The 13,920-nt window shown below is 73.4% G+C and carries 9 protein-coding genes and 2 pseudogenes; 5 read left to right on the forward strand and 6 right to left on the reverse strand.

Annotated features, from left to right (window positions below; all coding sequences use genetic code 11):
* Positions 1-14 precede the first annotated feature (14 nt).
* Together HYE82_RS25210 and HYE82_RS25215 are read right to left on the reverse strand one after the other, a co-directional pair.
* Positions 15-599, reverse strand: a complete 585-nt coding sequence (locus HYE82_RS25210) for a DinB family protein (protein WP_179176447.1) — start codon at positions 597-599, stop codon at positions 15-17.
* Positions 597-1,364: pseudogene (locus HYE82_RS25215) on the reverse strand (sulfurtransferase); the annotation flags it as partial. The gene HYE82_RS25210 and the pseudogene HYE82_RS25215, both read right to left, overlap by 3 nt.
* A 783-nt stretch (positions 1,365-2,147) precedes the next feature.
* On the opposite strand from HYE82_RS25215, the gene HYE82_RS25220 reads away from it, so the two are divergent.
* The 4 genes from HYE82_RS25220 to HYE82_RS25235 all read left to right on the forward strand — a co-directional run bounded on the left by HYE82_RS25220 (position 2,148) and on the right by HYE82_RS25235 (position 9,138).
* Entirely contained in the window at positions 2,148-2,726 is a 579-nt protein-coding gene (locus tag HYE82_RS25220) for a hypothetical protein (RefSeq protein WP_179176442.1), read from the forward strand.
* 440 nt (positions 2,727-3,166) lie between these two features.
* The gene (locus HYE82_RS25225) at positions 3,167-3,910 is read left to right on the forward strand and encodes a response regulator transcription factor (RefSeq protein WP_179176443.1); all 744 of its coding nucleotides are present in this window, start codon (positions 3,167-3,169) and stop codon (positions 3,908-3,910) included.
* 92 nt (positions 3,911-4,002) lie between these two features.
* Positions 4,003-5,031: an ATP-binding protein gene (locus tag HYE82_RS25230; RefSeq protein ID WP_179176448.1), complete on the forward strand. Its 1,029-nt coding sequence runs from the start codon at positions 4,003-4,005 to the stop codon at positions 5,029-5,031.
* A 258-nt stretch (positions 5,032-5,289) separates the two neighbouring features.
* Positions 5,290-9,138, forward strand: coding sequence for a multifunctional oxoglutarate decarboxylase/oxoglutarate dehydrogenase thiamine pyrophosphate-binding subunit/dihydrolipoyllysine-residue succinyltransferase subunit (locus HYE82_RS25235; RefSeq protein ID WP_179176444.1), 3,849 nt, complete (start codon positions 5,290-5,292; stop codon positions 9,136-9,138).
* A gap of 166 nt (positions 9,139-9,304) precedes the next feature.
* On the opposite strand, the gene HYE82_RS25240 is transcribed toward HYE82_RS25235, so the two are convergent.
* Both HYE82_RS25240 and HYE82_RS25245 read right to left on the reverse strand, forming a co-directional pair.
* Positions 9,305-9,505: a hypothetical protein gene (locus HYE82_RS25240; RefSeq protein ID WP_179176445.1), complete on the reverse strand. Its 201-nt coding sequence runs from the start codon at positions 9,503-9,505 to the stop codon at positions 9,305-9,307.
* A gap of 110 nt (positions 9,506-9,615) precedes the next feature.
* The gene (locus HYE82_RS25245) at positions 9,616-9,960 is read right to left on the reverse strand and encodes a hypothetical protein (RefSeq protein ID WP_179176449.1); all 345 of its coding nucleotides are present in this window, start codon (positions 9,958-9,960) and stop codon (positions 9,616-9,618) included.
* Between HYE82_RS25245 and HYE82_RS25250 the strand changes: the two are divergent.
* A pseudogene (locus HYE82_RS25250) lies at positions 9,914-10,315 on the forward strand (LuxR C-terminal-related transcriptional regulator); the annotation flags it as partial. The gene HYE82_RS25245 and the pseudogene HYE82_RS25250 sit on opposite strands and share 47 nt — an antisense overlap.
* 74 nt (positions 10,316-10,389) lie before the next feature.
* On the opposite strand, the gene fxsT reads toward HYE82_RS25250, so the two are convergent.
* Both fxsT and HYE82_RS25260 read right to left on the reverse strand, forming a co-directional pair.
* On the reverse strand, positions 10,390-13,395 hold the full coding sequence (fxsT, locus tag HYE82_RS25255) for an FxSxx-COOH system tetratricopeptide repeat protein (RefSeq protein ID WP_179176446.1): 3,006 nt from the start codon (positions 13,393-13,395) through the stop codon (positions 10,390-10,392).
* A 64-nt stretch (positions 13,396-13,459) separates the two neighbouring features.
* The coding region (locus HYE82_RS25260) for an HEXXH motif-containing putative peptide modification protein (protein WP_256987650.1) at positions 13,460-13,920 on the reverse strand (461 nt) is incomplete at its 5' end.

Raw genomic sequence — 13,920 nt, forward strand, 5'->3', positions numbered from 1 at the left:
GTCCCCGACCGCCGTCAGAGGCCGGTCGCGCCGTCGATGCGTTCGCGCAGCAGGTCGGCGTGGCCGTTGTGGCGGGCGTACTCCTCGATCATGTGGACCAGCACCCAGCGCAGGGACACCCGTCCGCGCCAGGCGTCCTCCCCCTCCGCGTCGAGGTCGGGCGCGGCCTCGGTGAACTCCCGGGCGAACGCCGCCTCGGCGCGCCAGGCCTCCCACGCCCCCTTCGCGGTCCCGGCGGTGGCGGGCCCGGGCCGTCCGGCCCCGTCGAAGTCGAAGTCTCCGTCCGGGTCCGCCGCCGAGGAGAACAGGGCCGGCGCGTCCTGCCCGGCCAGGACCCGCCGGAACCAGCGCCTTTCCACGTCGGCGAGGTGCCGGACGAGGCCGAGCAGCGAGAGTGTGGACGGCTCGACCGCGCGCAGGGCCAGTTCCCCGTCCAGCCCGGCGCACTTCAGCTCCAGCGTCGTACGCTGCGCCTCCAGTACGCCGGTGAGGATGCTCCGCTCGTCACCGGTCGCCGGTCCGCCGAAGCGCCGCTCCGAGGCCTCGCCCGGGACCAGCTCCGCCCGCCGGCCCGGCACGGCGGGCAGCTCCGGGCGCATGGCCCAGTCCGTCCACGAGCCGTCGTACACCGCGAGGGTGTCGGACGGGTACCCGGCGAGGACGGCCCCGAGGGCCAGGACGCAGGCCGTCACCCCGGAGCCGCAGCTGAAGTACAGCCGCTCCCGGCTCCCCGCCAACGCGCGGAAGCCCTCGCGGAGTTCCCCGGCGGGCCGCATCAGGCCCCCCTCCCCCAGCAGCTCCCCGAACGGCAGGTTGAGCGCCCCCGGCATGTGGCCCCCGCGCAGCCCCGGCCGCGGCTCGGGGGCCGTGCCGGCGAAGCGCTCCCGGGTCCGGGCGTCGAGCACGGCCGCGGCCGGGTCGGCCAGGGCCGCCGCGACGGCGCCGCTGTCCACGAGGAGCCCGGCGCGGGGGCGGGCCGTGAAGGAGCCGCGCGGGCCCTCGTACGCGGGTCCGGTCTCCTCGACGGGCAGCCCGGCGGCGGTCCAGGCCGGCAGTCCGCCGTCGAGGACGGCCGCCCGGTCGAAGCCCATGGCGCGCAGCATCCACCAGGCGCGGGCGCTGGAGTAGATGCCGGCGCCGTCGTAGACGACGACGGTGCCGGTGTCGTCGATGCCGAGGCTGCGCATGGCCTCGGTGAACGCGGCAGGGCCGGGCATGGTGTGCGGGGCGGGGGCGTCGTGGTCGGACAGGGCGCCGTCGAGGTCGAAGGGGCGGGCGCCCGGGATCCGCCGGGCGGCGCCGCGGTGGGCGCCGACGGAGGCGTCGAGGACGACCAGGCCCGGCGTGCCGAGGCGGGCCGCCAGCCAGTCCGCCCCGACGAGGGGCCCGACCTCCCCCGGCCCCGGTCGCGGCCCCGGCTCCGTACCCGCGCCCGCGGTGGTGTGCGTCTGCGTGTTCTCGGTCATGCGGTGGGTCCCCCCGGCGCCTCGTGCAGCGTTGACGGCACCCATCCTGCCCCGGCCTGCCGCCTCGGGGGCATCCTCCGGGCGGACCGCGATCCGGGCCCCCGCACCTCGTCCATGGCGCAGAGGTCGAAGTGGGCGACCGGTGTCCGCCGATCGACGGCCTCCCGCGGGTACCGGTCGAGCGGCTGCCCCGCCGGGTCCATCAGCCCGATCACCCGCGGGGCGCCTCCCCCGGCCGCCCCCGGATCTCCGCCGAGGGCAGCCCGGTGCCCCACGGGCTCGCCGGGGCCCCCGGGGAGCGGTCCGGGGCCGGGTCCCACGACCCCGGTCCACGGCGGGCGAGGACAGCAGCCACTCGCGCCGCCGGCGCACGGCCGCGGGCCCGGCCCCGGCGGCCGGGGCGCAGAGCACGTACCGGTCGGTGTACGGCGGTGCACCGGCGAGACGGCGATCAGCAGCCCGGGCGGCAGCAGCGCGAGCGGCACGGCGACCCCCACCGGCTCCCGACGCACCGCGTTCCCCCGCGTCGGCAACCACATCGCGGCCGCGACCGCGGCGTACGCGAGGAGCGGCGGCAGCCGTCCCCCGGACGGCGGCGTGGATGTCGTCCTCCGGGTGCTTTCCGTACGGTCGGGCGGACTCCATACTCGGGGTCGGCCCGAAATCCTGCGGAGGTGGGGTGTGCGCGCGGTACGAGCGGTGGCGGCGGTGCTGCTGGGTGCGGTGGCCCTGGCCGGCTGCGATGCGGGCGGGGCGGGGTCGCCCGCGCCCAGCAGCCCCCCGACCGGCTCGGCGCAGGCGGGCACGGCGGGTGCGCCGGCCGCGTCGAACGCCCCGGCCCCGGACGGCCCGGCACCCAGCGGTCCGGGCGTTCCCGCGCCGTCGGCCCCGACGGCTCCCTCCCCCGCACCGTCCTCGGCGGACGGGCGCCTGGTCGCGGTCACCCGCAGCGGTGGTTTCGCCGGGCTGACGACGAGCGTGGTGGTCAAGGGCGACGGCTCCTGGACCCGGCTGGACGGGAAGGCCCGGCAGATCGGCTCGGGCAAGCTGTCGCCGGACGGGCTCGCGAGGCTGCGGGCCGCGCTCGCGGCGGCGGACTTCCCCCACCTGCCCCGGGTCGCGACGGGCGGGCCGACGGTCTACGACGGGTTCCGGTACGCCTTCGTGCACGGCGGTCACGAGGTCGCCGCCGAGGACGGGTCGATCCCGCCGCGCCTGGCGGACGTCCTGTCGGCACTGCCCTCCTTCGAAGCCGGCTGACCCCGCCGCGACCGCCCCGCGGCATCTCCGGGGCGGGGCCGGACCCGAAGTCCTCCGGGGGCGGGTTCCGAGCGGACCCCGGCAGCCCTCCCGGGCTCCTTCGGGCGTCCGGGCATGAAACCGCGGGCCGGTGGGGCCGGCCGCGCAGTTCCCCGCGCCCCTGCGGGCGCGGTGCCGCACGGGGCTCGCCGAGCCCGCTCGCGGGCCCGTTCCGGCGGGGCTCCGGCGGATCCGCGCGCCCCTCCGGGACGGACTCCGGCCGGCTCCGGGGGCGGGCTCCCGAGGGGGCTTCGCGGCACCCGGCATGGGTGTGCATATCCCCATTCCGACCGCAATCGGAATCAAAACCTCCGCCTGATGCACTGTCCGAACCCGGCATAGCCGCAGGCCGGTGGCTCCTCTACGCTGCACCCCATCACGCGGATCTCCAGGGGCGGGACATGGAACAGACACACACCACCCACACCGGCGGCGCCGCGGCCACCCCCGGCGCTCAGCGGCGCGTGCTCGTGGTCGAGGACGACCGCACCATCGCCGACGCCATCACGGCCCGGCTGCGCGCCGAGGGCTTCCAGGTGCAGGCCGCCCACGACGGGCCGGCCGCCGTGGCGGCGGCCGAGAGCTGGCAGCCCGAGCTGCTGGTGCTCGACGTGATGCTGCCGGGCTTCGACGGCCTGGAGGTGTGCCGCCGGGTCCAGGCCCAGCGGCCGGTGCCGGTGCTGATGCTCACCGCGCGCGACGACGAGACCGACATGCTGGTCGGGCTCGGGGTCGGGGCCGACGACTACATGACCAAGCCGTTCTCCATGCGCGAGCTGGCGGCCCGGGTCCACGTCCTGCTGCGCCGGGTGGAGCGCGCCACGCTGGCCGCGACCGCCCCGCGCGGGGCCACCCTGCGCCTGGGGGACCTGGAGATCGACCACGCGCAGCGCCGGGTCCGGGTGCAGGCGGAGGACGTCCACCTGACGCCGACCGAGTTCGACCTGCTGGTCTGCCTGGCCGGTACCCCGCGGGCGGTCCTCTCGCGCGAGCAGCTGCTGGCCGAGGTGTGGGACTGGGCCGACGCCTCCGGCACCCGTACCGTCGACAGCCACATCAAGGCCCTGCGCCGGAAGATCGGGGCCGAGCGGATCCGTACGGTCCACGGGGTCGGGTACGCCCTGGAGACCCCGGCGCAGGCGTGAGCGGAGGACGCCCCGGCAGGGGGCGCGGCGCCAGCCGCTGCAGTGGAGCCGATGCTTCCGGCGAGGGGCTCCGCCCGTTCTCACCGTTCTCGATCAAGACCAAGCTGGGCACGCTGGTCGTGGTCTCGGTGTTCATCACCACGGGACTGCTGCTGGTGGCCCTGCGCACGGACACCGAGCTCCGCTTCATCACCGTGTTCTCGGTGATCGCGTCGATGCTGATCACCCAGTTCGTGGCGCACAGCCTGACGGCCCCGCTGGACGACATGACCCGGGTGGCCCGGGCGATCTCGCACGGGGACTTCACCCGCCGGGTCCGCGGGGCCGGCCGCCGCGACGAGCTCGGTGACCTGGCCTCCACGATCAACCTGATGGCGGACGACCTGGAGGCCGTGGACCGGCACCGCCGGGAGCTGGTCGCCAACGTCTCGCACGAGCTGCGCACGCCCATCGCGGCCCTGCGCGCGGTGCTGGAGAACGTGGTCGACGGGGTCTCCGAAGCCGATCCGGAGACCATGCGGACGATGCTGAAGCAGACCGAGCGGCTGGGCCGGCTGGTGGAGACGCTGCTGGACCTGTCCCGGGTGGACAACGGGGTGGTCCCGCTGAAGGCCCGCCGCTTCGAGGTGTGGCCGTACCTGTCCGGGGTGCTGAAGGAGTCCGGCCTGGCCGCCGCGGGCCGGCCGGGGCTGGCCTCGGGCTCCGGCGGGCACACCCGCAACGACGTGCACCTGCACCTGGACGTGTTCCCGTCGGGGCTGACGGCGTACGCGGACGCCGAGCGGCTGCACCAGGTGGTGGCGAACCTGATCGACAACGCGGTCAAGCACAGCCCCGCCCTCGGCCGGGTCACGGTCCGCGCCCGGGCCGGGGAGACCCCCGGCAGCCTGGCGCTGGAGGTGGTGGACGAGGGTCCCGGCATCCCCGAGGCCGAGCGGCACCGCGTCTTCGAGCGGTTCAACCGGGGCAGCGCGAACGGCGGCGACGGCGGCACCGGGCTGGGCCTGGCGATCGCCCGCTGGGCCGTGGAGCTGCACGGCGGCCGGATCCGCGTGGCCGAATCGTCACGCGGCTGCCGCATCCTCGTCACGCTTCCGGGCAGCCCCGCGGCGCCGCATTGACGTAGGGTTCGACTGGGAAGGACATGATCTCGGCCACACGTGCACGGGATCCGTCAGGGGTGCGAAGCCAGGGGGGCGCAACCCGGCTCGCGCATACCCGAACCCCGTTCGTTTCCCGCCATTCAGGGCGGCGAAACCCGCCGTTCGGTGTGACCTACGTGACGTAAGTCCCGCCCGGTCTGCATCTCCCCGCCAGGGAGGCGTAGCCTTTATTCCCGCTGTCCATACCTTGTGAAGCGGAAGAGGGCGGTTGCCGCCGTGTCGCCACAGTCCCCGAGTAACCCGAGCACCACGACCGAAGCAGCAGAGGGCGGGAAAACCCCTGCCTCAGGCTTCGGCGCCAATGAGTGGCTCGTCGACGAGATCTACCAGCAGTACCTCCAGGACCCGAATTCGGTCGACCGGGCCTGGTGGGACTTCTTCGCCGACTACAAGCCGGGGGGCACGACCGCTCCCGCCAAGGCCGAGGAGCCGGTGAAGACCCCGACGGACGGCGCCTCCGCACAGGCCGCCGCCGTAGCCGAAGCCCCGAAGGTCTCCGACGCCGCCGCCACGGGGGCGGCGGGCGCCGCGCCGACCTCTTCGCCTGTGTCAGCTCCTGCCCCTGCTCCTGCCACTCCCTCTGGTGCCCCTGCTGTGACTGTCACCTCCCAGGCCCCGGCCGCCGCTCCGGCCGCGCCCGCCCCCGTCGCCGCCCAGAAGCCCGCGCCCTCCGCAGCCGCCACCGAGGCCCCGGCGGGCCCCGAGCTGGTGACGCTCCGCGGCCCGGCCGCCGCGGTCGCGAAGAACATGAACGCCTCCCTCGACGTGCCGACGGCCACCTCGGTCCGCGCCGTCCCGGTGAAGCTGCTGTTCGACAACCGCATCGTCATCAACAACCACCTGAAGCGCGCCCGGGGCGGGAAGATCTCCTTCACGCACCTGATCGGCTACGCGATGGTGCAGGCCATCAAGGCCATGCCGTCGATGAACTACTCCTTCGCGGAGAAGGACGGCAAGCCGACCCTGGTCAAGCCGGAGCACGTCAACTTCGGCCTCGCGATCGACCTGGTCAAGCCGAACGGCGACCGCCAGCTCGTCGTCGCCGGCATCAAGAAGGCCGAGACCCTCAACTTCTTCGAGTTCTGGCAGGCCTACGAGGACATCGTCCGCCGCGCCCGTGTCGGCAAGCTGACGATGGACGACTTCACCGGCGTCACGGTCTCCCTGACCAACCCGGGCGGCCTGGGCACCGTCCACTCCGTGCCGCGCCTGATGCCCGGCCAGTCGGTCATCATGGGCGTCGGCTCCATGGACTACCCGGCCGAGTTCCAGGGCACCTCCCAGGACACCCTGAACAAGCTGGGCGTCTCCAAGGTCATGACCCTGACCTCGACCTACGACCACCGGGTCATCCAGGGCGCCGCCTCCGGCGAGTTCCTGCGCATCGTCGCGAACCTCCTCCTCGGCGAGGACGGCTTCTACGACCGCGTCTTCGAGTCGCTGCGGATCCCGTACGAGCCGGTCCGCTGGAACCGCGACATCGACGCCAGCCACGACGACGACGTCACGAAGGCCGCCCGCGTCTTCGAGCTGATCCACTCCTACCGGGTCCGCGGCCACGTCATGGCCGACACCGACCCGCTGGAGTACAAGCAGCGCAAGCACCCCGACCTCGACATCACCGAGCACGGCCTCACCCTGTGGGACCTGGAGCGCGAGTTCGCGGTCGGCGGCTTCGCCGGCAAGTCGATGATGAAGCTGCGCGACATCCTCGGCGTGCTGCGCGACTCGTACTGCCGCACCACCGGCGTCGAGTTCATGCACATCCAGGACCCGAAGCAGCGCCGCTGGATCCAGGACCGCATCGAGCGCCCGCACTCCAAGCCGGAGCGCGAGGAGCAGCTGCGCATCCTGCGCCGCCTGAACGCGGCCGAGGCCTTCGAGACCTTCCTGCAGACCAAGTACGTCGGCCAGAAGCGCTTCTCCCTGGAGGGCGGCGAGTCCGTCATCCCGCTGCTCGACGCGGTCATCGACTCCGCGGCCGAGGCCCGCCTCGAAGAGGTCGTCATCGGCATGGCCCACCGCGGCCGCCTGAACGTCCTCGCGAACATCGTCGGCAAGTCGTACGCGCAGATCTTCCGCGAGTTCGAGGGCAACCTCGACCCGAAGTCGATGCACGGCTCCGGCGACGTGAAGTACCACCTGGGCGCCGAGGGCACCTTCACGGGCCTCGACGGCGAGCAGATCAAGGTCTCGCTCGTCGCGAACCCCTCCCACCTGGAGGCCGTCGACCCGGTCCTGGAGGGTGTCGCCCGCGCCAAGCAGGACATCATCAACAAGGGCGGCACGGACTTCACCGTCCTGCCGGTCGCCCTGCACGGTGACGCGGCCTTCGCCGGCCAGGGTGTCGTCGCCGAGACCCTGAACATGTCGCAGCTGCGCGGCTACCGCACCGGCGGCACCGTCCACGTCGTGATCAACAACCAGGTCGGCTTCACCGCCGCCCCGGAGTCCTCGCGTTCCTCCATGTACGCGACCGACGTGGCCCGCATGATCGAAGCGCCGATCTTCCACGTGAACGGCGACGACCCGGAGGCCGTGGTCCGTGTCGCGCGGCTCGCCTTCGAGTTCCGCCAGGCGTTCAACAAGGACGTGGTCATCGACCTCATCTGCTACCGCCGCCGCGGCCACAACGAGTCGGACAACCCGGCCTTCACCCAGCCGCTGATGTACGACCTGATCGACAAGAAGCGCTCGGTGCGCAAGCTGTACACCGAGTCCCTCATCGGTCGCGGCGACATCACCCTGGAAGAGGCCGAGCAGGCCCTGCAGGACTTCCAGGGCCAGCTGGAGAAGGTCTTCGCGGAGGTCCGCGAGGCCGCCACGCAGCCGGCGGCCGGCGCCCCCGCCCCGATGGAGCAGGCCGAGTTCCCGGTCGCCGTGAACACCTCCATCTCCTTCGAGGTGGTCAAGCGGATCGCCGAGTCGCAGGTCAGCATCCCCGAGAACCACACCGTCCACCCGCGTCTGCTGCCGCAGCTGCAGCGCCGCGCGGCGATGATCGACGACGGCACCATCGACTGGGGCATGGGCGAGACCCTCGCCTTCGGCTCGCTGCTGATGGAGGGCACCCCGGTCCGGCTGTCCGGCCAGGACTCCCGCCGCGGCACCTTCGGCCAGCGCCACGCGGTGCTGATCGACCGTGAGACCGGCGAGGACTACACCCCGCTGCAGCACCTGACGGACGACCAGGCCCGCTACAACGTCTACGACTCGCTGCTCTCCGAGTACGCGGCGATGGGCTTCGAGTACGGCTACTCGCTGGCCCGTCCGGACGCGCTGGTCCTGTGGGAGGCCCAGTTCGGCGACTTCGTCAACGGCGCCCAGACCGTCGTCGACGAGTTCATCTCCTCGGCCGAGCAGAAGTGGGGCCAGACGTCCGGCGTCACCCTGCTGCTGCCGCACGGCTACGAGGGCCAGGGCCCGGACCACAGCTCGGCCCGCCCGGAGCGGTTCCTGCAGCTGTGCGCCCAGAACAACATGACGGTCGCCATGCCGACGCTGCCGTCGAACTACTTCCACCTGCTGCGCTGGCAGGTCCACAACCCGCACCACAAGCCGCTGGTCGTCTTCACCCCGAAGTCGATGCTGCGTCTGAAGGCCGCGGCGTCGAAGGCGGAGGAGTTCACGAGCGGCACGTTCCGCCCGGTCATCGGCGACTCGACCGTCGAGGCGAACGCGGTCCGCAAGGTCGTGTTCTGCGCGGGCAAGGTCTACTACGACCTGGAGGCCGAGCGGGAGAAGCGCGGCATCACCGACACCGCCATCATCCGCATCGAGCGCCTGTACCCGCTGCCGGGTGCGGAGCTCCAGGCCGAGATCGCCAAGTACCCGAACGCGGCGAAGTACATCTGGGCCCAGGAGGAGCCGGCGAACCAGGGTGCCTGGCCGTTCATCGCGCTCAACCTGATCGACCACCTCGACCTGGCCGTCGGCGCGGACATCCCGGCCGGCGAGCGCCTGCGCCGCATCTCGCGTGCGCACGGCTCGTCCCCGGCCGTGGGTTCCGCCAAGCGGCACCAGGCCGAGCAGCAGCAGCTGCTCAACGAGGTCTTCGAGGCCTAGTCCCCGCTGCGGTCTGACGCAGGAAGGCCCGGCCCCCGTGACGGGGGCCGGGCCTTCGGCGTGTCCTGCCGGGACGTCGGACGACAGCCGCCCTGCAGGTGCAGCCGTCAGGGCGAGGGGGCCGGCCGGCGCCGGCCGAAGTCCTCGTCCTGGGCGGCAGTCACGGCTACTGCCAGCCGAAGTCGTTCTTCGGGGCCGCGGTCACGCTCTGCCAACCGAAGTCGTTCTTCGGGGCCGCGGTCACGCTCTGCCAACCGAAGTCCTTGGTGCCGAGGTCGGCGGCCTGGGCGGTCGAGGAACCGAGGAGAACCGATCCGGCGACGAGGACGGTGACCGCGGCGGCCTTGGCGATACGGACGGCGTTCATGGCAGTTGGCCTTTCGGCAGACGGGGTGGCTGTGGGACGGAACCGGCCCGCATCCCGCGGTGACGTGGCGCCGGTGGTGCCTGCCGGGCGGTGTTCCCTGCCGGCGATGACTACTTTCGCCGCAGGCCAGAGGTGCTGGAAGGGCTTTCCGGTGGACCCAACGGGCCATGTCCCAATGGGGCCAGCAGGGGCACTTCCGCCCTCACCAGCGCCCAGCGGGACATGTCGGTGTGCTCCCGCAGCAGGCGCCGGCACACGCCGGCCGCGCTCCTCTCGGCCTCGTGCAGGGAGGAAGCCACCAGGAACAGCCCCAGCACCGGGTGGGGTTCGGCGTACGGATGCGCGGTCACGTGTTCGACGCCTTCACCGGCCTGCGCGAGGGCGAGTGCGCGGCGGGCCGCGTCAGCCGGCCGGCAGGCGCGGACCGTGCCGACCCTGCCGATCCGGATGATCATCACGGACCGGAGCACCGCCGTCATCCCGGTCGACAGCGAGGACACCTCGGCGGGCGCGGTCGTGCTCACGGGGCACGGCACCCTGACCGCCCTCTGCGCGCTGTTCGAGAGCGTGTGGGAGTCGGCGAAGCCGTTCGGCGAGAAGGCGCACCGGGACGAGAGCGGCCTGACCGACACCGAGTCGACCGCGCTGAAGCTGCTGGCGGACGGGTTCACCGACGAGGCCATCGCCAAGCGGTTGGGGGTCTCGCACCGGACGGCCCGCCGGGTAGCGACGGGCCTGATGGAACGCCTGGGGGCGCGCAGCCGCTTCGAAGCGGGCGTACGCGCCGTCCGGCAGGGCTGGCTGGCTTAGGCTGGCCGCCCCGGCTTCCGGCCGGGGCGGCGTCCGGCCGGGGCGGCGTCCGTCGCGGCCGGAACTGCCGTCCGCTACGGCTGGGGCTCGAAGTCCCAGTACGGGCGCATCTGCTGGCGGGCCGAGACGGTGTGGACGTGCTGCGGGCCCAGGGTGCGGGTCAGCGCCTTCAGGCCCGCCTCCTCGTGCTTGGCCGCCTCCGCGTCCTCCCGTACCGAGCGCAGGTCCGCCGCCAGGGCGATCTGCGCGCTCAGCGTCATCGGGTGGTCCGGACCCAGCACCTGCCGGCAGTTGCGCAGCGTCTCGCGGCTGAGGTCCAGCGCGTCCTGGAGGTGCCCGGTGATGTTGCGGTGCCCGGTGGCGTTCAGGGCACAGCCCAGCGCCCACGGGTGCCGCTCGCCGACCGCGCCGCGCATGCCGACGAGGGCCTGCTCGGCGAGGTTCAGGGCCTCGCGGCGCTCGCCCTGCGCGCGCAGCACGAGGGCGAGGTTGCCGACGGTGCCGATGCTGTACGGGTGGGCGAGGCCCAGCTGTGTCTGGTAGCCGCGCACGACCTCCTCGGAGATCCGCCGGGCCTCGCCGATGTCCCCGTACTCGCGCAGGTAGGTCGCGTAGTCCGAGGCGACCATCAGCGTCCAGGGGAACTCCGCGCCGAAGACCCGCGTGGAGCGCTCCAGCACGCTGCGCAGCCGGGCCCCGGCGCCGGGGATGTCCCCGGAGCGGCGCAGGCACATGCCGAGGTTGTGCTCGGCGCGCAGGGTCTGCGGGTGGTTGGCGCCGAGCACCTGGGAGTTGAGCTTGAGGCCCTGCTCCTGCCGGGCGAGGGCCTCGCGGTAGCGGCCCATCAGGCGCAGCCCCATGGCGCAGCCGATCCCGGAGGAGAGGGTGGCGATGTGGCGGACGCGCAGCACGCGCTCGCGGCGGCGCAGGGTGTCGAGGTCGGTCTCGTACGCCTCCTGGTAGCGGCCCAGCAGCCGGAGCACGACGGCGACGTTGTTCTCCGCGTTGAGGGTGGTGGAGTCGTCCTCGCCGAGGAGCTCGCGGTAGCGGGCGAAGGCGTGTTCCAGCAGTTCCCGGGCCTGGTCGAACTTGGCCATGCCGAGCAGGACGCCCGCGTAGGTGCTGGTGGCGCGCAGGGTCTCCAGGTCGCGGTCGCCGCGTTCGGCGAGGAGCCGGTCGGCGACCGCCTTGGCGAGGGCCTCGGCCTGCTTGAAGTGCCCGAGCATGCGCAGGGCGCCGCCGTAGTGGTAGCTGAGTTCGCGCACCTGGTCGTGGTCGTCGCCGAGCATCGCCCGCCAGACGGTGTCGGTCTGCTCGGCCAGGCGCAGGCAGGTGCGGTACTCGCCGGCGAGGATCAGGTAGCGCAGGCAGTTCAGCAGGAAGTGCTGGGTCCGCGGGTTGCCGCTGGTCAGTACGCCGGCGGTCTCCAGGTGCGGGATCAGCTCGGCGAAGCGGGGCCACAGCCGGGAGTCGGAGGGCCGGCCCGGGTCGGCGGCGGCGAGGACCCGGCGGACGGCGCGGGCGAGGGGCCGGGCCTCCTCCTCGGAGAGGTTCTCGCGGACGATGCCGTGGACCATGCGGTGGAGCTGTACGGTCTCCAGCCCGCCGCCGCCCTCCTCCACGGCCAGGTCGGAGTACTCCAGGCGGACGACGGAGAACTGCACCAGCTTGTTGAGGGCGGCGTTCCAACGGATCTGGTCGTTGATCAGCCCGGCGAGCTGTTCGGGCACGTCGTCGACGGGGAACTCGCGCAGCAGCCGCAGCGGCACCGGGCCGGGCGCGAAGAACACGAACAGGCGGAGCAGGGCGAGGGCGTCGGGGAAGTTCTCGCGGACGTTGTTGAGCAGTATCGCGAGGGCGGTGGGGAAGGGCAGCGGGTAGTCGTCGGAGACGGTGACGGCCTCGTGGGAGTCCAGGCGGCGGCGCAGCAGCGCGAGGTAGTCGTCGACGGTCAGCGGGGAGTCGGCGAGCCAGCCGGCGGTCTGGTCGAGGGCGAGCGGGTAGTCCTCCAGGGCCTCGGCGAGCTGGTCGGCCTCCGCGCCGGTGAGCCGGCGGGCCCGGCGGCGGATGAAGGTGACCGACTCGGGCCGGGCGTAGAGGGGGACCTCGACGAGGCTGGTGTGCCGGGAGGCCCACTCGCGGTTGCGGGAGGTGATGATGACGTCACCGGCCCCGGAGGGCAGCAGGTCGGTGAGGTCGTCGGGGTTGTCACAGCCGTCGAAGACGATCAGCCAGCGGCTGTACGGGGAGCCGCGCCGCAGGGCCTCCAGGACGGACCGGATCTGCTCGCCGTAGCTTCCGGCGCCGCGCGGCAGGCCCATTTCGGCGGCGAGGTCGGCGAGCCGTTCGCGCAGAGTGGGCCGGTCCTCTGCGGGGACCCACCACACGACGTCGTACTCGGAGGCGAAGCGGTAGGCGTACTCGGTGGCGACCTGGGTCTTCCCGACGCCGGACAGGCCGAGCAGGGTGACGGTGGAGGCGCCGGGGGGCGCCTCGCTGAGGGCGGCGCGCAGTGTGCCGATGACGTCGTTGCGGCCGGTGAAGCGGGGGTTGCGGCGCGGGACGCGGCCCCAGATCTCCGGGGGGTCGTTGGGGAAGCGGGGGCCGCGGCGGCCGGTCTCGGTGCCGACCCGGTCGGTGGGCAGCTCCAGGCGGCGCAGCACGCGGTACTCGGCCTCGTACGCGTCCAGGCCCCACAGGTCGGTCTTCTCCAGGACGGCGACGGCGCTGGGCAGGGGGGCGTCGGTGAGGCTGACGGCGGCGAACCGGTCGGGGTGGCTGTCGGTGACCGCGCGCAGTGCGGCGCTCCACTCCTCGTCGGTGTGGGTGCCGACGGAGAAGTACCGTTCGCTGAGGACGAGGAGGACGCGGCTGCCGCTGCGGGCCAGGTCGTCGAGGGCCTGGGTGAGGCCGCCCTCGGACTGCGGGTCCCAGCGCTGCAGGGCGACGCGGTGGCCGTGCTCCTCCAGCCGGTGCGCGATCCACACGGCCCAGGGCCGGTTGAAGCCGGCGAAGCTGATGAGGAAGCGCTGCGGCCGCGCGGGGGCCGGGTCGCGTTCCTGCCGAATACCGGTGGTCACGTGGCCGTCTCCCTGGAATCCGGGCGGTGGACGGGGTTGAAAAGGTACCGCAGCCGACGTGCCGTCAGCCCTGTTCGTGCAGGGCGAGTTCGGGGTGTTCCGCGTACCAGGCGCGCCGTGCCCGGTCGACGGCACGGCGGGCGACGGCGTGCTGGTCGCCGGGCGGCGGCAGCTCGTCCATGGCCTCTTCGGCGGCGGCCATCGCCGAGGTGAACTCCCGTCCGTCGGAAGTCAGTTGCGGATGGCATCGGAGTACGGGCAGGACAGCGGCCACCTGGGCGCGGGTGCGGGCGTGCTGGGCCCAGGCGCCGCGGGCGCCGTAGAGGGCGGCGCGCTGCCAGTAGCCGGCGAGGGCCAGGTGGGCGTACGCACCGTGCAGGAGCCCCTCCAGCGGGCGGGGGTCGGCGCGCCAGGGGGCCCAGTGCCGGGGGGCTGCGTCGGCGGTGTGCAGGGTGAGGACGTCGGCGAGGGCGGTCAGTTTGCCGTGCTGGACCTCGTGGACGAGGGTGGCGGCCAGGGCGGGCG

This window comes from Streptomyces sp. BR123, from assembly GCF_013401435.1.
In the GTDB taxonomy this organism is placed as follows: domain Bacteria; phylum Actinomycetota; class Actinomycetes; order Streptomycetales; family Streptomycetaceae; genus Streptomyces.